The organism is Parabacteroides sp. HGS0025 (genome assembly GCF_000969845.1).
In the GTDB taxonomy this organism is placed as follows: domain Bacteria; phylum Bacteroidota; class Bacteroidia; order Bacteroidales; family Tannerellaceae; genus Parabacteroides; species Parabacteroides gordonii.
On record NZ_KQ033902.1, the window covers coordinates 1,249,826 to 1,270,915 of the forward strand.

Below are 21,090 nucleotides of genomic sequence, written 5' to 3' on the forward strand. Positions count from 1 at the left end.
TTAAGAATAAAAAAACCGGCACATCGATTAATGTGTCGGTTTTTTTGTGCTGATAGGCTTATATTAAGCTTTTTCTTCTGTACTTGTTTCTTCTGCTTCCACTTCTTCAGTAGTTGCAGCCGGTGCTTCTTCCGGAGTGAAATCTGTGATTTCTGCGCCGATCAGGATGTTGTACCAGCTTAAAAGCTTTTTGATATCGCTGGGATATACTCTTTCGCGATCAAAATCTGGCAATACTTCTGCAAAGTAAGTACGCAGTTCTTTCGAATCGGAAGGTACGGTTACCTTTGCTCCGTTCTCTTTATTTTTTACGCTGGTAAGTACTTCGTGCAAAGGTACTTCTGTCTCAGTTGTATAGATAGCAATATCACCTAATGAGATCACTTTATCTTTTGCATACGCAGGTACTCTTTTCTTATCTGTCAGCGATTCGACAATCAGCATGTTCTTTCCGTGGGAAACCAATTTAAATAATCCCGGTTTTCCCGAAATAGACAAAATAGTCTTCAACATAATACTTCGTTTTCTAATAGTGTTAAACTTTAAAGCTGCAAATGTAGCATAACTATACGATTTAACCGATACAATCGGAAAGAAAAATATGAAATAGGGAGTGATTTAAATTGCTTGTTCGCTCGGATTATTTCGAAGCGAAGCCAAAAAATTCTCAACCTGAGGGAGTAATGCCTGTTTGTCGTCGTTATGGATCACATAATCAGACCGATCTTTTTTAGTCTCATCCGGCAGTTGGCTGTTGATGCGGCTTACGATTTCTTCCCTGGATACATTGTCGCGCAATAAAGCCCGTTGGATGCGAAGCTCCAGCGGTGCATATATCATCAGGCTTTTATCTACTGCATTATTAAAGCCGGACTCAAAAAGAATGGCCGACTCGATGGCGCAGAACTCCGACGACTGCCTTTTTGTCCATTCGGTAAAATGGCGGTCGACTTCCGGATGTATGATGGCATTAACCTGCTTCAGGTATTCCGGATTACCGAATATATACGATGCTAATAGTCTTTTGTCCAGTCCTCCATCCGTGTAGAGCTCCTTGCCGAATAAAGCGGTCAGCTTTTCTTTGATCACGGGGGAGGTGGCTGTGAGTTGTTTACTTTCGGTATCTGCCACGTAGACAGGTATGCCGTATAAGTTTAATAAGGAAGCAACAACAGATTTGCCGCTTCCGATACCGCCGGTTATGCCTATTTTAATCATGCTGGTTGTTTTGTTCCAGTATGAATTCTATTTTATCCGGAACAAGAGTTGCAGAAGTTACCCAATCCGGCTTTTTAGTCAGATGAATAGGTAAGGTGCCCGATACGTTTTGTTCCAGGTCTTTAAAAGAAAACTTAATTTCAAAAGCATCTTCCGACAAGTCTTTGAAGCGGGATAGCGGAACGCTGCATGTCACCTTTGCGATTGAAGGGAAAGTACGCAAGGTATAATGAGGAGGCAGATCTGTACAGAGCACAGGTATCTCCAATGTCTTTTCCGTAAATTCTTCGATAGGAATTGTTATGGTGACGCTTGTCGGATCATAAGTTGCTTCGTCTACCTTTTGCAGCTGGATCGTTTTGGTCACCGTTTTATTGCCTTTCTTTATCTCCGTGAATACGGTTTTTGCCTGATTCAGCGTGTCGAGTACCACATCACTGGCGTATACGCTGATACTGGCAGGAGAGATTGTGATATTTCCGGACACATGAAAGCCCGGGTTCGTTTGTATTGTTCCGTTGAAAACGACCGGTATATCTTTCTTGATGCGTTTGCTGTAGGCCGCTTCGATAAGTTGAGGTTCGAACCCCATTAAAGTAGTGGTAGCCAACAACTGCTTTTGGATGTCGCTTTGTATAGTCTTTTTGGCGATTGATAAAGAACCGCTTTTCTCCGCCTGATTTTTCATATTTGCTTCGATAGGGGCAAACGAACGCCCGAAGGAATAGTTCAGCAAAACACTTCCTTTGTCTTTTACTCTTGCAACGACCTCTTGAGGTGGTGTTTCCGTAAAAGAAATATCCGGTGGAATGTTCTTGTATCTGACCGGAATGTTGATCTCTATTTCATATTCTTGCTGCAAGCTCTGTAATAGCCAAAAGCCGAAAGACAATAGTACGAAAGAGAAAAAGATTAATGCTTCTTTCCATCTTTGACGACGCAGAAAAGCATTAATCTTTATCCGGGCAGACTTGAACGATTGATTTATTCTATCAAGCTGCGACATATTTGTTGTTTCTTATTTTTGCTGTGCGTCTTCTGAAGAAGCAAAGATAGAAGTTTTATCTACACGGATACGAACGCCGTCTGAGATTTCTATCAGCATATAAGTGTCACCAATTTCTTTGATCTTACCATAGATGCCGCCGGCTGTGATTACTTTGTCACCCGTTTTCAATGCTTCGCGGGATTTCTGGATCTCTTTCTGCTTTTTCTGCTGCGGACGGATCATGAAGAAATAGAAGATCGCAACAATAACTACCATCATAAGGATGCCTGACCACTGTGACTGGCCTCCGGCAGCCTGGAGTAAAATACTAACTAAGCTCATATTCACTATATTCGTTTATAAATTTGTACCTATTTGACTAGGTACAAATGTAAGTATAATAATTAATCTTTGAGCAATACCTTTTCTTTTTTTAACTCCGAAACAATAGAATCTAATATTCCATTAATGAAGTTTCCGCTTTTAGGCGTGCTGTAGTATTTTGCCGTATCGATGTATTCGTTCAGTGTTACGTTGATGGGGATCGACGGGAAAGTCATGATTTCAGCCAGTGCAACCTGCATGATGATCAAGTCCATATTGGCGATACGCTCCGTTTCCCAGTTTTTCATATGATTGTTGATGCGTTCGCGGTATTCGGCGCCTTTCAGTAAGGTCTGGCGGAACAGTTTGATCGCAAACGAATGATCTTCCAAGTCTTTGAACATCGGCAACAATTCCTGCTTGCTTCCGTTCTTTTCCTCGAACTTCTTGATTGTCTTTAATGTGAATGTTTCAACGATTTCGATATCGTCGTTCCAATAGATACTTTTATCTTCCAGGAAATCTTCGATAACTTCGTTGCCGCAGATCAGCTTTTTGAATACGCAACGCCAGAACTCTTTATCTGTTTCATAAGAATCGTTCTCGTTGTCCAGATATTCGTTGTACAGGTCTGAAGCCAGAATGATGTCAAGAACGCTCTTTACGAACTCTTCATCGTTCGCCCATGACAGACCTTGCTCGGCCACATACTTCTGAAGTGCCGCGTTTTCAGCCACCTGGGCGGCGAAACGGTTGTCTATCAGACGAGTGTTCGGGTTTAACTCCGCATGAGTCGGCATGTACTTGTTCTTTTTGACGTCAAGTGTCCGTTTTTGTAGGTTGGTGACTTCGATAATTAGAAGAAGAAAATAATGATATAAATCATACGACTTCCGTAAGCTGAAAAGCAATTCATTTTCCGCTACTTTGAGGTCATTGTTTCCATTTTGATAGAATGAGTATACTATCTGTAAAACTTTAATGCGGATTAAAATTCTGTTGATCATCGTTTGAAGGAACTACTTGTTATAAATTTAGGCTGCAAAGTTAGTCATTCTTTTGATAAAAGGGTTCGGGTTTACTTAATTTTATGTGCGTTAGTTGTTATTTTACACTTTGAAACGTAAAATCATACATTTTGATGAGTTAAAATAGTTGTTGTTTAAAAAAAAATGCACATATTTGAAGCAAGTTATGATAAACGGGTCGGTATTTAACAAAAGTTGGCTATATGGATGAGTCGGTGAAGAAAACACAGGTTGAAGGTGGCGATAAAGAGATTCTGTACTCTAAAGCTATAAAGGCAGGTAAACGAATATATTACCTGGATGTGAAGAAGAACTTAAAAGACGATTTGTTCCTGGCTGTAACCGAAAGTAAGAAGGTGCAGCCTAAAAACGGAACACAGGTATCTTTTGAGAAGCATAAGATTTTCCTTTATAAGGAGGATTTTGAAAAGTTTATGGAGGGAATGAATGATGTAATCAATTACATCAAACAGCATAACTCTGAAGATTTAAACGTAAAAGCCCCGGGTACGGAGACAAAGACAGACGATGGTTCGGATGAGATAAAGCTGAACATCGATTTTTAAGAAGGGGTGAAAATAATAACGAGCAGTTTTTCTTTATAAAGAACAAACTGCTCGTTATCTTTTATAGGTATCCTTTTCGGTTGCCTATTTTACTGCGGTTTATGCAACCGGGTGAATTGCTTCGGTCGGACATGCATCTGCGCAAGTTCCGCAATCAGTACACATTTCAGGATCGATATGATAGATATCACCTTCTGAGATAGCTCCTACCGGACACTCGTCAATACAAGTACCGCAAGCAATACAATCTTCACTAATTAAATAAGCCATTTTCTTAAACGTTTAAATTGATAACTATTAGTTGGTGCAAAAATAGAGTTTTATTTGTATTTCTGCAATAAGTTCCTATCTTTTTCGTTATAATTCAAAATTGATTGAGAGTTGAGACGTCTATTATTTCTATTATTGGTATGTAGCCTTGCCGTACCGGGTGTACTGGCGCAAAAAGAGAAGGTGAAGAATCAGCCGTATGCCGATTTGAAATGGCTCCATTTAGGATTCCATGTCGGACTGCATGCGCAGGATATGTTGTTGACAAATTCGGGTGTTACTACCGATGGCCAAATATGGTTTGCCGAAATACCCAGTTACTCGCCGGGTTTCAGTGTCGGAGTGATCGGGGATATGTATTTGAATCCTTATTTTAACCTGCGTTTCATACCGACTGTCCATTTCGGGGATAAAAAGTTTATGTTTCGTGAACAGGAGACAGGGGAGGAGTTCACTACTTCTGTGCGCTCTACTATTCTCAGTTTCCCGCTGGATGTGAAATATTCCGCTCTCCGGTTAAACAACTACCGCCCTTACCTGATCGGCGGGATTTACGGAGCTATGGATCTCGGACGTAAAAAGGGAATGCCCGTTCTGCTTAAAGGGGCTGATTTCGGAGTGGAGTTCGGTATCGGATGCGATATCTACCTGCCGTTCTTTAAACTGTGTCCGGAGTTGAAATTCTGTTTCGGCCTGGTAGACCTGTTGCAGAAAGACCGCAGCGACCTGACGGATAAAGAATTGATCAAATATCCGAATGCATTATCGAAAGCTACTTCCCGTATGGTCGTGCTGACGTTTAATTTCGAATAAAGAGTTCTATATAGATATAGGCGGCAGGAGCTGCCAGCATCAGGCTGTCGAAGCGGTCGAGCATACCACCGTGACCGGGAAGAAGATGGCCGGAGTCTTTTACGCCTAATGTACGTTTCAATAAAGACTCAACCAGATCGCCCCAAGTTCCGAATACGACTACTGTTGCCGATAATCCCAACCAATTATACCAGCTGATTTCGGGTGCATACCAGGCCAATGCCTGCGAGGCGCCTAAGGCAACTGCCAGTCCGCCGAAGAATCCTTCCCATGACTTCTTGGGCGATATGCGTTCGAATAATCTTCTTTTGCCGATCATGGAACCAACCAGATAAGCGCCTGTGTCATTCAACCAGATGAAAATGAAAATAGCCATAATGAATAGCGGCGAATAGGCGATCGTTCCCGGAGTGTCGGGAATGGCGGCAATGAAGTTCAGCATCGAGAATGTTCCAGCACAGTACGCCTGGGCGAAAAAAGTAAAAGCCCAGTCGTTGATCGGATTCGGGGCTTTGTAATATAGTTCGGCAACTAACGTATATATAAGGAATAGCAAATAGGGGAGAAAGATCATTCCGTTTGTCAGTTGATTGGTATAGGCAAATGTGGCAGCAAACAGGTAGGCTCCTCCCAGCGAACTGATAAATCGTTTGATGGAAGCGTCTTCGTAATGTTTTACAAGACCGCAAAACTCCCATACCGTCAATCCGGTGATCAAACTGAATATAACAAGGAAAGATATCGGGTGGTAGCAGATCGCTCCGACCAGAACTGCAACGAAGATTATACCGGTAAGTGCTCGTATTATCAGATTTTTCAAAGCCGTATTGTTTAGTTCGTTTGTTGATTTATTTTTCGTGCAAAGATAAAGAATAAATCCAAATATAAACAGGGAGGCCGGATAGTATCTTCAATAAAGAACTATCCGGCCTCATTTTATTTTTCAGAGATGAACGGGTCAGGCAATTTTATCTGCCGTATTGTCACCTGCAGGTGAAACCTGGGTGTCATTTTCGTTGGCAGCAGCCTGTTCCTGTTTGCTGTTGTTTGCTTTTTCCTGTAACTCCAGAATTTCCTGCGAACGGGAAACCCAGGCACGTTTACCGAAGATATGTTCTACATCTTCTGTGTAGATCACTTCCCGTTCAAGTAAAACCTGTGCCAATGCGTGATGTCCTTCCTTGTTTTCAAACAGGATTTTCTTGGCACGTTCATACTGTTCGCTGATGATCTTTTGTACTTCCTGGTCGATCATGCGGGATGTTTCCTCGCTGTACGGTTTGGTGAATCCCCAGTCCTGACCGGTTGAATCGTAATAATTCAGGTTAGGCAGTTTTTCGCTCATACCGAAATAAACAACCATTGCATAAGCTTGCTTGGTTACACGTTCCAGGTCGTTGGATGCTCCGGTTGTTATTTTGCCAAGGAAAAATTCATCTGCCGCACGTCCGCCTAAAGTTGCGCACATTTCATCCAGCATCTGTTCGCGGGTGGTGATCTGACGTTCTTCCGGCATATACCAGGCAGCTCCCAGCGCTTTACCTCTGGGGACGATGGTTACTTTTACCAACGGATTGGCATGTTCGAGGAACCAGCTTAATGTAGCATGGCCGGCTTCGTGGAAAGCAATGCTCTTTCGTTCATCCGCCGTCGTTATCATAGAGCGTTTTTCCAAACCGCCGACGATACGGTCGATAGCGTTCATGAAGTCCTCTTTTTGAACGAACTTCTTATCGCTACGGGCGGCGATCAATGCGGCTTCATTACACACATTGGCGATGTCAGCACCAGAGAATCCCGGAGTCTGACGGGCCATGAATTCCGCATCCACGCTCTCGTCTATCTTGATCGGGCGTAAATGTACGCCGAATATTTCCTTACGCTCGTTCAGGTCGGGCAATTCCACGCTGATCTGACGGTCGAAACGTCCGGCACGAAGTAAGGCCTTATCCAGAATATCGGCACGGTTGGTTGCAGCCAGGATGATTACTCCACTGTTGGAACCGAAGCCGTCCATTTCTGTCAGCAACTGGTTCAATGTGTTTTCGCGTTCATCATTACTGTTCATATTGGCATTTTTGCCACGGGCACGGCCAACAGCATCAATCTCGTCGATAAATACGATACACGGAGATTTCTCTTTTGCCTGGCGGAATAGGTCACGAACACGTGATGCACCCACACCGACAAACATCTCAACGAAGTCGGAACCTGAAAGGGAGAAGAACGGAACATCCGCTTCGCCTGCCACCGCTTTGGCCAGCAATGTCTTACCTGTTCCCGGAGGGCCTACCAATAAGGCGCCCTTAGGTATTTTACCTCCCAGTTCCGTATATCTTTCCGGGCTCTTAAGGAAGGAAACGATTTCTTCCACCTCTTGCTTGGCTTCCGACAATCCTGCCACATCCTTAAATGTTACTTTCCGGTCATTATCTTTGTCGAATAGTTGCGCTTTAGCCTTACCGACACTGAAAACGCCACCCGGGCCACCTCCGGCACCTCCTGACATTCTTCTCATCAGGAAAATCCATACAACGATGATCAGGATGATGGGGCCGAATGAAACCAGGAAGTTCCATATGGCATCGTCTCCCTCTTCAAAGCGCACCTGGGTGTCGATATGGTTATCGGTAACCGCTTTATCGTAGAAATCGGAAAATTTGTCCGCCGACGGTATTTTTACGTACACCTTCGGGTTTGTCCCCAAAGCGGCACTGTCACTTTTAAATACTAATCCTTTTTGACCGCTTTTAACGCTGGCTTCAACCAGGTTTTTCTTGTTGTAGACAACCATCTTGTCGAATACATTTTCCTGTGCCAGCTTCTGGAATTCAGTCCATCCCAGTTCTTTTGACGCCGAAGAGTCGTTAGTCAGATACAAAGCAATAAGCATCATGAAAATTAGCCCATACATCCAATACAGGTTGAACCGGAACATCTTAGGCTTATTGTTCTTCGGTGCTTTGTTGAACATGTCGTTTTTATTTTCCATACTTTGAATTCGATAATATTAATCCGGTCTTAGTCGAGATCCGGAATCTGGGTGACTTTAGCGTCAGACCATAGATTATCCAGATTGTAGAACTCACGTTGTTCCGGGGTAAATATATGTACAAGAACCGTGCCATAATCCATACCTATCCACAAGGAACTTTGATTGCCGTCGATAGACAGTGGTTTTTCACCTGCATTTCTACGCGCAAAATCCCATACAGAATCAGACAGGGCTGATACCTGGGTGGGAGTATTTCCTTCGCAGATTACCATGTACTGGCATACTGCCCCTGATAACTGGGTTAAATCTACGGTTACAATATTTTTGCCTTTTTTTTCTTGTAGACCTTCTACAATTGTTTTTACTAATTCTTTTGTTTGATCCATCTATTTTTTATTGAATAATATTTCGAAGTTGCAAATATACTTCTTATATTTATTATTACATGCTTTCTCTATTTAATATATGTATAAACCCTGTATTTTCAAAACAGGGAAAAGATGAAAATGTTTATTTTGACAAAATTTTTTCGCAGAATATTTGCAGATATAAAAAATGTCTGTATCTTTGCACCCGTAATCGAGAAACATACTACTCGAGACAACAAAAACTGTTCTATGGTGTAATGGTAACACGTCAGATTCTGGTCCTGAAATTCCAGGTTCGAGCCCTGGTAGAACAACATAAAAAAGGTTTGAAATTTATTTTCAAACCTTTTTTTATTTCCTTTATATCCTTCCCTTTTTTCCCCATCTGAATCCGATACTGTCGAGCAGTTGAATGCGGTCATTGTTCAATTTTCCTTTTCTTTTCAGATAGGCCATCCTCATCCACCAGGAATAAAGGGCTTTTTCCTTTTCCTCGCGGGCTGTGACGGAAGGGTATCGCTTGTTCGTGGCGATAAAATCACAAAACTCGGTATATCTTCCAATCCATATCCGGTTCAGCTGTTCTTCCGAGCGGCCATTGCTTGTTGCGCTGATTTCCCATTCAAAACCTATGTCTGTGAGTTTTTTGATCTGCGCGGAAGTCAGTTTGCCTGAAGGGTCTGTTCCATATCTGTAAGCCCTCATTTTGCTGCACCATTTAGCCAGCCTGGTTTCTTCTGAATTGGTGGCATGAGCCGGCCATCTTCCGTAGTGTGCGTGGTATTTTTTTACTAGGGCAAACGATTCATTCCAGCTTCTTTTCTTCCTGTTTTTCTGCCATGTAAATCCGATTGCATCTAACATCATGATACGTTCTTGGCTCAAACGTCCCTGCAATATGCCGTTTCTTACGCTTTTCTGAGTGGTACACCAATTGTATAGCCGGGTTTCTTCCGGGTTAGATTCATTGGGTACCGGCCAACGTTTTTCGTTGGTCACAAAATCTTTAAGTTTATAATAATTACCTTCCCATTGATCGATGCTTTTTTGCAACTTGGCAGCATCGATCTTGTCGATTAACCGGATCACTTTTTCAGGTAATCTTTCAGGATGATGGTTTCGGACGTATCTGACCCGAACGACCCATTGCCCCAATTCTAATTCTTTTTCGTCTTTAGCCGTAGGAGAAGGCCATCTTTCGTGTTTCTTAAAGAAAGCAATCGTAGAGCGATATTTAATATCTCTTTTTATGCGGATCTTGCTGGGTTTACGTGCTTTACTTTTTTTCTTTGTCCTATTTCTTTGTTCCATCTAACCTTACTTTATTCGATTTTTGGATATTAATAATCTTGGATACTATAATCAGTTTCCAAAGATATTCAAATATTTGATTTTTAGAGATATATACTTCGTGTTATTTTGTTATTTTGACAAAATGATATTTTTGCAGGTTTGTATGTGCTCTGTACGATTCTGTGTCGTGTTCGTATCTAAATATTTGATTGTACGGAAGTTCTGGAATGTCTTAATGATGTGGTTTCTCTGATATTTGTGTATAATGGTTGATATATGGGTTATGGATGATTAATTTGTTTTGTGTTTTATTTAATAGGTGTGATTGTGGTATATTAAAAGGGAGTGGATTTTGCTCTGTTCTGGAGAAGAAATATGCTGTTTAGCATAGGTTTTGAAGCGTAAAAGTATACTTTCTGATTTTTATTTATCATCCTTTAACATGAAATTCGACTTAACTAGAACCATATCTCGTTTAAAAGGAATTTTTTTTTCGTTTAAAACGAGTTGTAATTTCTTTTAAACGGATTTTAAAATGAGCTGTCGATGGCTTATTTGTTAATATATGTATATATGGTTTCTTTGGAAGGAGTGGTTTGTGTGCGTGTCGTGTTTTTGAAATAGGTTTATTTGTAGCATATTGATTGATTTGGATAGTGTCTTGGTAGCAATGTGTAAATATAAAGCATCCGCAAAATCTCAGATCATGAGATATTTGCGGATGCTTTATTAAATATCAACTATAATTAGTTCTGTTCTTTCAGAATTACGTCGTGTGCACCACCTTCAACGATACTTGTAGAAGATACCAATGTGATCTTGGCATCCTTTTGCAGTGCGGGGATTGTCGTAGCACCACAGCTGCACATGGTTGCTTTAATCTTACCCAGTGTGAGGTTGAGGTTGTCCTTCATCTTGCCGGCATAAGGAACGTAGCTGTCTACGCCTTCTTCAAATTTGAGCGATTCCGTTCCGCCCATGTCGTAACGCTGCCAGTTCTGGGCACGGTTTGAACCTTCACCCCAATATTCCTTTACATAATTGTTGCCAATGCGCAGTTTCTTTGTAGGAGACTCGTCGAAACGGGCAAAATAACGACCCATCATCAGGAAGTCTGCGCCCATTGCAAGAGCCAGCACCATGTGGTAATCGTGAACCAGACCACCGTCGCTGCAAATAGGAACATAAATGCCTGTTTTTTCTTTATATTCATCGCGAGCCTGGGCTACATCGATCAGGGCAGTTGCCTGTCCTCGGCCGATACCTTTCTGTTCGCGCGTGATGCAGATCGAACCGCCACCGATACCGACTTTGATAAAATCGGCTCCGGCTTCCACCAGATACATAAAGCCTTCCCGGTCTACTACGTTTCCGGCTCCGACCTTTACTTTGTCTCCGTATTCTTTCTTGATCCACTGCAATGTTTCGTACTGCCATTCCGAATAACCGTCGGAAGAGTCGATACATAATACGTCTACTCCGGCTTCTACAAGGGCGGGAACGCGTTCCATATAGTCGCGGGTGTTGATGCCTGCGCCAACCAATAGTTTTTTGTCGGCCCCTGACATTTCGTTCGGATTGTCACGATGGCTGTCATAATCCTTACGGAATACGAAGTAAGCCAGGTTCTGATCCTTATCTATGATAGGCAGGGTATTCAGTTTGTGATCCCAGATAATCTGGTTTGCTTCTTTTAATGTAATGCCCACTTCACCGACGATCAGTTTGGAGAAAGGAGTCATAAACTCTTTTACTTTTGTGGCAGGATCGTCTTTCTCAGCGCGATAGTCGCGGCTGGTAACTAATCCCAGCAGTTTACCGTTAGGCGTTCCGTCGTCGGTAATACCGATGGTGGAATGTTCTGTCTGGCTGACCAGGGCAATTACGTCGGCCAGAGTGTTTTCCGGAGTCAGGTTGGAGTCGCTGGTTACAAAACCGGCTTTAAATTTCTTTACCTTTCTTACCATCTCTGCCTGGCTGGCGATAGGTTGTGAACCGAAAATGAATGAAAGTCCTCCGTTGCGAGCCAGTTCAATTGCCAGTTCCGGGCCGGATACTGATTGCATGATAGCTGAAACGAACGGGATATTTAATTCGATAGGAGACTTTTCGCTGACATTGTGCTTCACAAGTGCCGTTTTCAGTACAACATTGGAGGGTACACACTGTTTAGTGGTCAGGCCGGGAATAAGCAGGTATTCTCCGAAGGTTCTTGAAACATCGTTTAAGTAAACTGCCATAGTGATTAATATTTACTGGATGAATTTTTGTGCAAAAGTACTGAATTCTCCTCAGATATGTTTTCATTTCATCGCATTTTTCATACTAATTAAAGGGGAATATTTCGGTATAGGCCGGAGCCGGAACTTTTTCAATGAGTAAAATGTTATATAAGTGAATTTAAAGAGGAGGAATATTTTATGAAAATGGTAGTAGATAAGGCAAATTCACGCGGATATGCAAACCACGGATGGCTTAAAACTCATCATACATTTAGTTTTGCTAATTATTATAACCCGAAAAGGGTACATTTCGGCAAGTTGCGTGTTTTGAATGACGACACGGTAGCTCCGAGCGAAGGTTTTGATACGCATCCACATAAGAATATGGAAGTGATTTCTATTCCGCTGAACGGTTATCTGCGACATGGCGACAGTATAAAGAACAGTAAAACGATTACCCCGGGCGATATTCAGGTAATGAGTGCCGGAACAGGTATTTTCCATAGCGAATTCAATGACAGTGCCGAACAGCAGCTTGAATTCTTGCAGATATGGGTTTTCCCGCGTGAGGAAAATACGGCTCCGAAGTACAACAACTACGATATACGTCCGCTGTTGAAGAAGAACGAGTTGTCGTTAGTCCTTTCGCCGGACGGTGAAACGCCCGCTGCGATCAATCAGGACGCCTGGTTCTCGATCGGTGAGTTGGATGCCGGACAGATCAAAGAGTATAAGTTCCATCGCGAAGGCATGGGAGTCTATCTTTTTGTTATCGAAGGAGAGGTGGAAGTGAGCAATACGGTTCTTTCCAAACGGGATGGTGCCGGCTTTTATGATACGGACAGTATTACTGTCGAAGTGCTGAAAGATGCGAAGATTTTGCTGATGGAAGTTCCGATGCAGTAAGTGTATCGATTCTTATAAAAAGGGTTCCGGGGATTTAGCTGGAACCCTTTTCTTTGTTATGGAGATCCTTAATAATCTCTATCGGACAGGAAATCGATCATTCGTAGGATAGCACGGCTGCATGCCGGACAGAAAGGCGCATAATCGCGCATCATACAATGATCCATCGGGCGGTAAATCCCTTTCGAAATATAGCCGCCACCTTCAAATACGCCGGCTTTGTCTTTATGAGCGTCATCCAGTGGTGTAGGGATCGGTGTATTGGCTGGCAGAAGGTCTTTCCATTTGCTGTCGAAGTCGACCAATGTCGTGATATTCGGTTCCCACGGTTCATATTTCAAATTGTAAAAGTCCTGGTAAGCCACTTCGGAAGAAAAGTATTCATCCGCCAGTCCGGCAAAACTGTGTCCGAACTCGTGAACGAATACATGTTGTGTCCGTTCGTTGTCGGCTGTGCCGATAGCATAGAAATTATACATGCCGCCACCGCCGTATGTGTCGGTATTTACCAGGATAAATACAGCGTCGCACGGGACATTCCATACGGCATCGCGAATCGATTTCATATCGGGAGTAGTCAGGTAACGATCGACGCCGAATGTGTAGTAGCCCGAATTCAATGCGGTATTCTTGTAGATACCTTTTCCGGAAATATCGGTTCCGGCATCTTCGGAAACCAGGTCGACCGCCCAGATGTTGAAATCTTCCCGGCGGGTTGTGTAGGGAGGAGTGTTAAACAGGGACTCCGCAAACTTCTTGGCATCGGCTACAAATTTATCCTGATCAGCGGCTGTATAACCTTCTGCTATAAATACCAGGTCTACTTTTTCGCTTGGGTCGCCTTTGTATTGGATTTGGGTAATTTTATTGTCTTTCAGCTTGCCCCGGTCAATGAAAATACTGGTCGGGTCGATATCCATTTTAAGCAGTGAGTGGAATTGCATATCAGCTTTGTCGCGGGCTGCTATTTCCACAACGACCGTTGTTTTAGGATAGGGGACGGAGATGCTGTTGGTCCATGCCTGGGTTTCGGTTTTGGCCTGCTCGGTAGAACGCCATTCCTCGAACAGCGTATTGAAGCCGCGTGAGTAGATCAAGTCGTTGCTACCTTTATCATATATATTTACATAATAACCACCATAATTAAATTTGTCGATCAAGTTCTTGACAGGGCCTCCCCATACCGGTTCCTGGCGCAGTTGCTGTATGGCGGCTGACTGGAATTGGGAATTCCCGCTTAAGGCAAAGTCTATCCGCAGGCTTTTTTTCTCGAAATGTTTACTAAATTCGCCCTGTGCAAAGCTATTAAGGCTGCAAAGGACGGCGATTAGAAATAAGGAAATCTTTGTTCTCATATTTTCATGTTTTTATTAGGTGTTCTTTGTACGCACAAATATAATGTATTTTGTAGATTTGTGGTTCTAAAATGTTGTGATATGTTTACAGAAATAAGAAGAAAAGACAGAATATTGGATAATGAGTCGGCTGTCCGGCTGTTGGAAACCGGGGAGTATGGTTTTCTTGCTATGTCCGGGGCGAACGGTTTTGGTTATGGAATACCTATCAGCTATGTGATGGACGACGAAAGCCATATCTATTATCACTGTGCCCCGAAAGGATACAAACTGGAATGTATCACACAGAATCCGAAAGTAAGTTTCTGTGTAGTAGGGGCTACCCGGTTGATTCCGGGAGATTTCACTACAGCTTATGAGTCGGCCATTGCCTTTGGAACGATCCATACCGATCTACCTGATGAAGAGCGGTTGCACGCTTTGCGGCTGCTGGCAAAGAAATATTCGCCGGAATACGAGGAGCGGGGTGAAAAGTATATAGCCAAATCGTTTCACCGGACGAATATTTTACGGTTGGACATTGAACATATCTCCGGTAAATGTAAACGGATTAAAGGATAGAAGTGTGTATAAATAATTAATCCCGGGAAATATTCCCGGGATTAACCCTCTCTTAGTTATGATCGAGGTACCTTGAATTCATCTCATTAGGTAGCTCTTATCGCCTTTTGCCTTTTATCTAACCTATCTCTTTTTCCTAAATCTTTATTCAAAGTTCGCCTATTCCTTCTGTTTGGCCAAACTTATTTGATGGATAGAATTTATAACGAGATAGACAGAATCTATTTTGTTGTTAATTTCGAGTGGAAAGTGAAAGTTTTTTGTATAAGTAGTCTTTGAATTATAAAGTTTGACTTACTTTGCAGATGCATATAAAAATGGCGGTGATGGAAAATACATTAGTTAAACTACAATTGCTGACAAATTTTTTCACTTACTATCCCAAAGGAGGGGCTTTGTACGATAGTAACGGACAACTGGTCGCTCTAAATAAAGCAATGAGCGAGAAGTTTCCTGTGACGGCTGTGTCTGATTTTCTTTTGAATAATTTATTTGAAACGAATTACCTGTCGGATATACAAAAGACTTATTTGCGAAAAGGCAGTGTTGTAAGTCATACTTTACCTATGGGATTTTCTATTATCCCAGGGTTTAACGAAGATGATGAAATTATAGGATACACCTTGCTATTAACGGATTCAGATCCGGAAGAACAAGATATCGCACGTTATGACCAGAAGTTGCAGGAACTAACGGACATTTCAAAAAAAGTGGCCGAATCTGTTCCTGACACGATTTTGCTGGTGAATAGCCAACTGGTTGTGGAACGTATTATTGCCTATGCCACGGAAACCTGTATTACTCCCGAAGCTGTAAACCGGCGTATAGACGATTTGCCCGGATTTATTTATCCGGAGGAGACGAAGAGAAATATGTCTGTGATCGTAAGAAAATGTCTGGATACCTCGGAGGTTATTAATCTGGACTTGTCTATTCCGGGACATAATGTGCCTGTCGTTTACTTTAAAATAAGAATGGTTCCGCTGCATCATAAGTATGTTGTGATATATATCCGTAATATTTCCGAGCAGGTTGAAAAAGAGAAAGAGAATAAGATGCTGGCCGGTAAGCTGACGGAAAGCCGTACGATGATGGAACTGGCTTTGAAAAATAGCCATATCACCACTTATTCTTTTAATTTTCAGCGTTTCAAAGCATGCGATAAGGAGCATTGCAACCATTGTTTCCAGTTTTACGGAGCCAATAATTATCTGCTCGACAGGAATAAATATATCTGCCGCGCTCTGTCTAATTTGCGCCATCCGGATGATCGGGCTGACTTTTTCCTGTTGTTCAATGAGATCAGAAATAAAAAACTGCCGGAGTTTGCTGTGAACTTCCGCTTGAAGAACGACGAGGGAGAATTCAGGCATTATGAAGTGATAGGCAAGCCGTTGGAATATGACCCGGATGGTTTTGCCAACCTGATCGTTGGATGTATGGTCGATAACCAGAAGTATGTCGAATATGAACAATCATTGATAGAGGCAAAAGAAAAGGCGGAGAATGCCGACCTGCTGAAATCCACTTTCCTGGCCAATATGACCCACGAAATCCGTACTCCGCTGAATGCGATAGTCGGTTTCTCCGATCTGCTTTCCATTGAGACAGATCCGGAATTGCGGGATACCTATGTCAGTCTGATAAAGACAAATAATGAATTATTGCTTCGTCTGATAAATGATGTGTTGGATATATCCAAAATAGAGTCGGGGATGGTGGCTTTTGCCTATACCGACGTCTATCTCCCTTCCGCGATGCAAGATATGCATAGTGTGATGCAGTTGCGGATGCCTGAAAATGTAGAGCTTATACTGGATCCTTGTCCGGATATTACGTTCAGGACAGATAGAAGCCGTTGGATGCAAGTGTTGAGCAATCTGCTTACCAATGCCATGAAACATACCAGGCAGGGCTCTATCCGTTTCGGATATAAACTGGTAGGCGATTTCCTGCATTTCTATGTGTCCGACACCGGCGAGGGAATACCCGAGACAGATCTGGAACATATTTTCGGCCGTTTTGTCCAACTGAAAGGCGCCAATAACGGTATCGGCCTGGGGCTGGCAATCTGCAAAGGGTTGGTGAACCGGATGGGAGGAGAAATGTCCGTCTCTTCCAAAGTAGGTGAAGGCTCGACGTTCCGTTTTACCTTGCCATTGGCTAACGTTCTTTCATAAAATCAGTCGGAGACTTGCCGTATTGCTTCTGGAAACAGGTAGAGAAATAGGCCGGAGAGGAGAAACCTGTCCGGAAGGCTATTTCATTGATGCGGTTTTCTCCCGTTTGCATCAGCTCGGCGGCTTTCTTCAACCGGGTTATCCTGATAAATTCGACGGGCGTTAAACCGGACAGGCCTTTTACTTTCCGGTAAAGGCTGGATGTGCTCATACCCATTTCCGACGCCAGCATTTCGACACTCAGGGCTTCGTTAGAAATATTTTCTTCCAGATAAGTATTGAACTTTCGTAGGAAAAGATCGTCGACAGTAGAGACTGCCAGTGTGGCGGCCGGTACGGAAGGCATTTCACGATAGGTTTTGGTGAGCATTTCCCGGCTTTTGAGCAGATTGAGCACCTGGGCTGTCAGCAATTCTATGGAGAATGGTTTTTCCATATAGGCGTCAGCTCCGTTATTCAACCCTTTCAAACGCGACTGGAGGTTATGTTGCGCCGTCAGCAGGATGAACGGGATATGGCTGAAATTGACGTCGTTTTTCACCACGTTGCAAAGCTCGAAGCCGTCCATGACAGGCATCATGACATCGCTGATGATTAGGTTCACCGTATTTCCTTTTAATAAGCTGACCGCTTCTTTACCGTTGGCGGCTTCGAGCACGCGGTATGTTTCGGATAATTCTTTTGCGATAAACTGGCGCATATCCGTTTGATCCTCCACTATCAGCACGGCCGGCTTTTCGGTGTTTTCTTCCTTTATATCCGGATTGGCAGCATCTTCCGTGCCTTTTTCGGGCATCAGCTGGTAACAATCTTCCTGCTCTTCGGGTAAGACGAGCTGGAATTGATTCTTTCCATCCGTCGTTTGCTGGTAGGAGAGGGTTCCTTTGTGGAACTCGGTCAGCGAGCGGGCCAGGGACAATCCGATGCCGCTGCCCTGCTGGTTTTCCGTCTCTTTCAGGCGGTAGAAAGGATTGAAGATATTTTCCTTTTCGCTTTCCGGGATCAGCAGCCCGTCGTTGATTACGGTGATGGAAAATTCTTTTTTATCTTCCTGTATCTGCATGTGCAGGAAGATATACCGATCCGAATATTTGATGGCATTTGTTAGCAGATTATTTACGATCTTGGAGAAAGCCTCCCGGTCGATGTAGGCAAAATAGGGGCCTTCCGGTATATCGCAGGTGAAGGATTTTTTCTCCTTTTCCATCACCGGAAGGAAAGGTTGCAGGAGGGTGTTCAGCCAAAGCGTGACATCCGTTTTTACATAATTCAGTTTGAAGCCCCGGCTTTCTGTCTTCCGGAAATCAAGCAACTGGTTGCTCAGGTTGAGCAGTTGCTGGGTATTTTTTTCTATGATCCGCAGATTCTCCTTGGTGGAGACTGTGCCGTCGCCGGAACGGAGTATTTTCTCCAAAGGCGCTTTTATCAGTGTCAATGGCGTACGTATCTCGTGGGTGATGAAGGTGAAGAACTGGATTTTTGCATTGTATAGTTCCTTTTCTTTCCGGCTCTCGAATAAATCTTGGTTGATGCGGTGTTTCTCTTCCAGTTTCGCTTTCTTATAATTGTAGAAAAGTACAATCAGGATGCAGATGAGCACGGCATACAGGAAGAACGCCCAGCCCGTTGCCCAGAACGGGGGAGTGACAATGATATGCAGTGCCTGCTCGTTCTCCTGCCAGATCCCGCTGCTGTTGGTGGATCTCACCTTAAAAGTATATTTGCCGGGGGAGAGGTTGGCGAAAGTGACATCTTTATTCTGGTTCATGTAATTCCAGTCTTTGTCTACCCCCTCCAACTTGTAAGAATAGCGGATGGCATCCGGCGAGGTGTAGCTGAGGGCGATATACGACAAGGTGAACGTAGAAGCGTCGTAAGGCAACTTGAGCGTTTCCGTATTCTCGATAGAAGGGGAGGCAAGGCTGTGACGGTTTTCTTCATTGTTGGGAACATGGATGGCCGTGATATATACCGGGGGAGAGAAGGTATCTTCCCTGAACAACGACGGGTTGAACGACAACATGCCGTTTATCGTCCCCATATAAATCGTCCCGTCGGGAGCCTGGTAAGAAGAACTGTAATTGAATTGTGTTTCATGCAGCCCATCCGTATAAGTAAAGGTGCGCATGGCATAGGTATCGGGATTGAACCGCACCAGCCCGTTGGCGGTGGACAGCCAGAAAAAATGATCCTTGTCTTCCACGATCCGGTAAATGATATTGCTGGGCAGCCCGTTCTCGGTGGTGATCCGGTTGAAAGACTGCGTTTCCCGGTTGAACAGGGAAAGGCCGTTCACCGTAGTCACCCAGATCCGCTTTTTGGAATCTTCAAAGACGGAGGTGGTATTGTTGCTTCCGATACTTTGCGATTTGTTCGGGTCGGCGGTGTAATGTTCCACTTCATTCTTATCACGCAGGTAATGGTAGATGCCGCTGGCCGTTGCCGCCCAGATATCCCCTTCGCTGTCTTCGTAGATTTGCCGGATCAGGGCATAGATGTTATTCCAGCGGCTGAACGATTCCGTCTGCTTATTATAAAGCATGATCCCGCTGCCGGTTCCGATCAGGAATTCGTTATTGCGGGTCTTGTAGAAACAGAGGACAAAGTTATCGTTGAGCGGATTGCCGGGCGTTTCGCGCGAGTAACGTTTGACGATTTTCCCGGAAGGAATGTCGAGTACGTCTATACCTTTATTATATGTACCCACCCAGAGACGGTTGCCGTCGGCCAGCAATCCGTGGATGTTGGTTGCCGACAGCGGGTGTTGCGGGTTGTTGTAAGAGTAGTTGGTGATCTGCCCGGTTGCCGGGTTGTAGCAGTTGATGCCGTTATCCTCTGTTCCCAGCCACAGGTTGCCGTATTGGTCGGGCACGATTTCGCGGATCGCGTTGCCCGGCAGTTGGGGGTGCGTCTTTCCGCCGATGAAATGGTTGAACCGCGTGTACTCTTTCGGCAGGTAGCTGATACCGCCGAAGAACGAGCCTGCCCACATGCCCCCTTCGCGGTCTTTGGTGAGGGAATAGATGGCGTTGTCGGCAATGGTATATTCGTTGGTCAGCGATTTGCGGAGGTTGACGACCGTCTGGTTGAGTATATTATATATGTATATACCCGATTCGGAAGCGATCCAGTAAGTATTGTTGTTGTAAGGGGTGATGGCACGAACCTGTATGTCCGGAATGATGGTCGTGACGGATTGATCCTGATATTTGTAAAGCATCAATCCCGCAAGGTTGGTTCCGGCCAGTATGCCCAGTTCGGGAACCTGCCGGATGGCCTGTATGCTGATTTGTTTTTTTACCTGTTGCTCGGTCAGGAGGTCGATCTTCTGGAAATTATCCGATTCCGCTTTGTAGAGGTATAAGGCTCTCTGGTCGGAGAAGAGGGGAGTCCCTTCGTCTGTCAACGTGATCTGGTTCGGATAGAAATTCTTTTCCGCCGGATAAACGCGGGAACTGCTGTCGGCCGGATTGTAACGGACGATGCGGTTATGCCTGATAAACCATAGCTGGTGGTCTTTATCTTCGGTGACGGCTGAAAACGACTCCGGCTCGCTTTGGGCGGTCGACAGGCGGAAAGGATGGAACGTGTCTGTCTGGTAATCATAGTAACAGGTTCCCCCGGAGGTGCAGATCCATATTTTGTCGTCGGAACTTTCGAAGAGGTGGCCGATATGGTCGTTCGGCAGGCTGTTGGAGTTGTAGGAATTATGCCGGTAAATCTTAAAGGTATGGCCATCGAAGCGGTTTAACCCGTCCTCCGTCCCGAACCACATGAAACCTCTCCGGTCTTGCAGCGAACTGTAGATCGTATTATGCGATAATCCTTGCTTATTGTTGTAATGCCTGAAATGTAGTTCTTCCGCCGACCCACCGACAGAGCGAAGCAGCAAAAGCAGGCATGTGATAAGATAAAGATGTATTTGTTTCATGCAGGCAAATATAAGGACAAAACGATTAAATCTTTATCTGTAAAATGGGAAATATGCGCCAAATAGCGGCCT

The 21,090-nt window shown here is 43.9% G+C and carries 18 protein-coding genes and 1 tRNA gene; 6 read left to right on the forward strand and 13 right to left on the reverse strand.

The genetic code is table 11. The annotated features are described in order from the left end of the window. Positions 1-63: 63 nt before the first annotated feature. The 5 genes from HMPREF1212_RS04465 to nusB all read right to left on the reverse strand — a co-directional run bounded on the left by HMPREF1212_RS04465 (position 64) and on the right by nusB (position 3,537). Positions 64-513 carry a DUF5606 family protein gene (locus HMPREF1212_RS04465; protein WP_046148569.1) on the reverse strand — a complete coding sequence of 150 codons (450 nt, stop codon included), beginning with the start codon at positions 511-513 and terminating at the stop codon, positions 64-66. A 105-nt stretch (positions 514-618) separates the two neighbouring features. After that, a complete protein-coding gene (gene coaE / locus HMPREF1212_RS04470; RefSeq protein ID WP_046148570.1) occupies positions 619-1,218 on the reverse strand; it encodes a dephospho-CoA kinase in 600 nt (199 codons plus the stop codon). Further along, complete coding sequence (locus HMPREF1212_RS04475; protein WP_046148571.1) at positions 1,211-2,224, reverse strand: YbbR-like domain-containing protein; 1,014 nt, start codon at positions 2,222-2,224, stop codon at positions 1,211-1,213. The genes coaE and HMPREF1212_RS04475 overlap by 8 nt, the downstream gene beginning before the upstream one ends. 12 nt (positions 2,225-2,236) lie before the next feature. Then, entirely contained in the window at positions 2,237-2,548 is a 312-nt protein-coding gene (gene yajC / locus HMPREF1212_RS04480) for a preprotein translocase subunit YajC (RefSeq protein ID WP_007658999.1), read from the reverse strand. A gap of 62 nt (positions 2,549-2,610) precedes the next feature. Further along, positions 2,611-3,537, reverse strand: coding sequence for a transcription antitermination factor NusB (gene nusB, locus HMPREF1212_RS04485; protein ID WP_028726308.1), 927 nt, complete (start codon positions 3,535-3,537; stop codon positions 2,611-2,613). Between the two features lie 224 nt (positions 3,538-3,761). Between nusB and HMPREF1212_RS04490 the strand changes: the two genes are divergently transcribed. Beyond that, positions 3,762-4,124: a DUF3276 family protein gene (locus tag HMPREF1212_RS04490; protein WP_028726309.1), complete on the forward strand. Its 363-nt coding sequence runs from the start codon at positions 3,762-3,764 to the stop codon at positions 4,122-4,124. Positions 4,125-4,223: 99 nt separating this feature from the next. Here HMPREF1212_RS04490 and HMPREF1212_RS04495 read toward each other — a convergent pair whose 3' ends face one another. Then, positions 4,224-4,394 (reverse strand): DUF362 domain-containing protein, encoded by a 171-nt coding sequence (locus HMPREF1212_RS04495; RefSeq protein ID WP_007658993.1) that lies wholly within the window; start codon positions 4,392-4,394, stop codon positions 4,224-4,226. Positions 4,395-4,505: 111 nt separating this feature from the next. Here HMPREF1212_RS04495 and HMPREF1212_RS04500 point away from each other — a divergent pair, with 111 nt between their 5' ends. Further along, positions 4,506-5,207, forward strand: coding sequence for a type IX secretion/gliding motility protein PorT/SprT (locus HMPREF1212_RS04500; protein ID WP_028726310.1), 702 nt, complete (start codon positions 4,506-4,508; stop codon positions 5,205-5,207). On the opposite strand, the gene HMPREF1212_RS04505 is transcribed toward HMPREF1212_RS04500, so the two are convergent. The 3 genes from HMPREF1212_RS04505 to rsfS all read right to left on the reverse strand — a co-directional run bounded on the left by HMPREF1212_RS04505 (position 5,194) and on the right by rsfS (position 8,588). Next, positions 5,194-6,027, reverse strand: a complete 834-nt coding sequence (locus HMPREF1212_RS04505) for a phosphatidate cytidylyltransferase (protein WP_046148572.1) — start codon at positions 6,025-6,027, stop codon at positions 5,194-5,196. The two genes, HMPREF1212_RS04500 and HMPREF1212_RS04505, sit on opposite strands and share 14 nt — an antisense overlap. A gap of 138 nt (positions 6,028-6,165) precedes the next feature. Beyond that, positions 6,166-8,199 (reverse strand): ATP-dependent zinc metalloprotease FtsH, encoded by a 2,034-nt coding sequence (gene ftsH / locus HMPREF1212_RS04510; protein ID WP_044191349.1) that lies wholly within the window; start codon positions 8,197-8,199, stop codon positions 6,166-6,168. A gap of 29 nt (positions 8,200-8,228) precedes the next feature. Beyond that, a complete protein-coding gene (rsfS, locus tag HMPREF1212_RS04515) occupies positions 8,229-8,588 on the reverse strand; it encodes a ribosome silencing factor (protein ID WP_028726312.1) in 360 nt (119 codons plus the stop codon). A 225-nt stretch (positions 8,589-8,813) separates the two neighbouring features. On the opposite strand from rsfS, the gene HMPREF1212_RS04520 reads away from it, so the two are divergent. Further along, positions 8,814-8,884 (forward strand) — tRNA-Gln (locus tag HMPREF1212_RS04520). Positions 8,885-8,930: 46 nt separating this feature from the next. Here HMPREF1212_RS04520 and HMPREF1212_RS04525 read toward each other — a convergent pair. Then, positions 8,931-9,881, reverse strand: coding sequence for a helicase associated domain-containing protein (locus HMPREF1212_RS04525; RefSeq protein WP_044191353.1), 951 nt, complete (start codon positions 9,879-9,881; stop codon positions 8,931-8,933). Positions 9,882-10,609: 728 nt separating this feature from the next. Beyond that, positions 10,610-12,103: an IMP dehydrogenase gene (locus HMPREF1212_RS04530; protein ID WP_028726314.1), complete on the reverse strand. Its 1,494-nt coding sequence runs from the start codon at positions 12,101-12,103 to the stop codon at positions 10,610-10,612. A gap of 180 nt (positions 12,104-12,283) precedes the next feature. On the opposite strand from HMPREF1212_RS04530, the gene HMPREF1212_RS04535 reads away from it, so the two are divergent. Then, positions 12,284-12,991 (forward strand): pirin family protein, encoded by a 708-nt coding sequence (locus tag HMPREF1212_RS04535; protein WP_046148573.1) that lies wholly within the window; start codon positions 12,284-12,286, stop codon positions 12,989-12,991. Positions 12,992-13,059: 68 nt separating this feature from the next. Here HMPREF1212_RS04535 and HMPREF1212_RS04540 read toward each other — a convergent pair whose 3' ends face one another. Further along, a complete protein-coding gene (locus HMPREF1212_RS04540; RefSeq protein ID WP_046148574.1) occupies positions 13,060-14,346 on the reverse strand; it encodes a M64 family metallopeptidase in 1,287 nt (428 codons plus the stop codon). Between the two features lie 81 nt (positions 14,347-14,427). Between HMPREF1212_RS04540 and HMPREF1212_RS04545 the strand changes: the two genes are divergently transcribed. Together HMPREF1212_RS04545 and HMPREF1212_RS04550 are read left to right on the forward strand one after the other, a co-directional pair. Beyond that, entirely contained in the window at positions 14,428-14,907 is a 480-nt protein-coding gene (locus HMPREF1212_RS04545) for a pyridoxamine 5'-phosphate oxidase family protein (RefSeq protein WP_046148575.1), read from the forward strand. A gap of 326 nt (positions 14,908-15,233) precedes the next feature. Beyond that, positions 15,234-17,087, forward strand: a complete 1,854-nt coding sequence (locus HMPREF1212_RS04550) for a PAS domain-containing sensor histidine kinase (RefSeq protein WP_046148576.1) — start codon at positions 15,234-15,236, stop codon at positions 17,085-17,087. Here the strand turns inward: HMPREF1212_RS04550 and HMPREF1212_RS04555 are convergent. After that, positions 17,071-21,018 (reverse strand): hybrid sensor histidine kinase/response regulator transcription factor, encoded by a 3,948-nt coding sequence (locus tag HMPREF1212_RS04555; RefSeq protein WP_046148577.1) that lies wholly within the window; start codon positions 21,016-21,018, stop codon positions 17,071-17,073. The two genes, HMPREF1212_RS04550 and HMPREF1212_RS04555, sit on opposite strands and share 17 nt — an antisense overlap. Positions 21,019-21,090 lie beyond the last annotated feature (72 nt).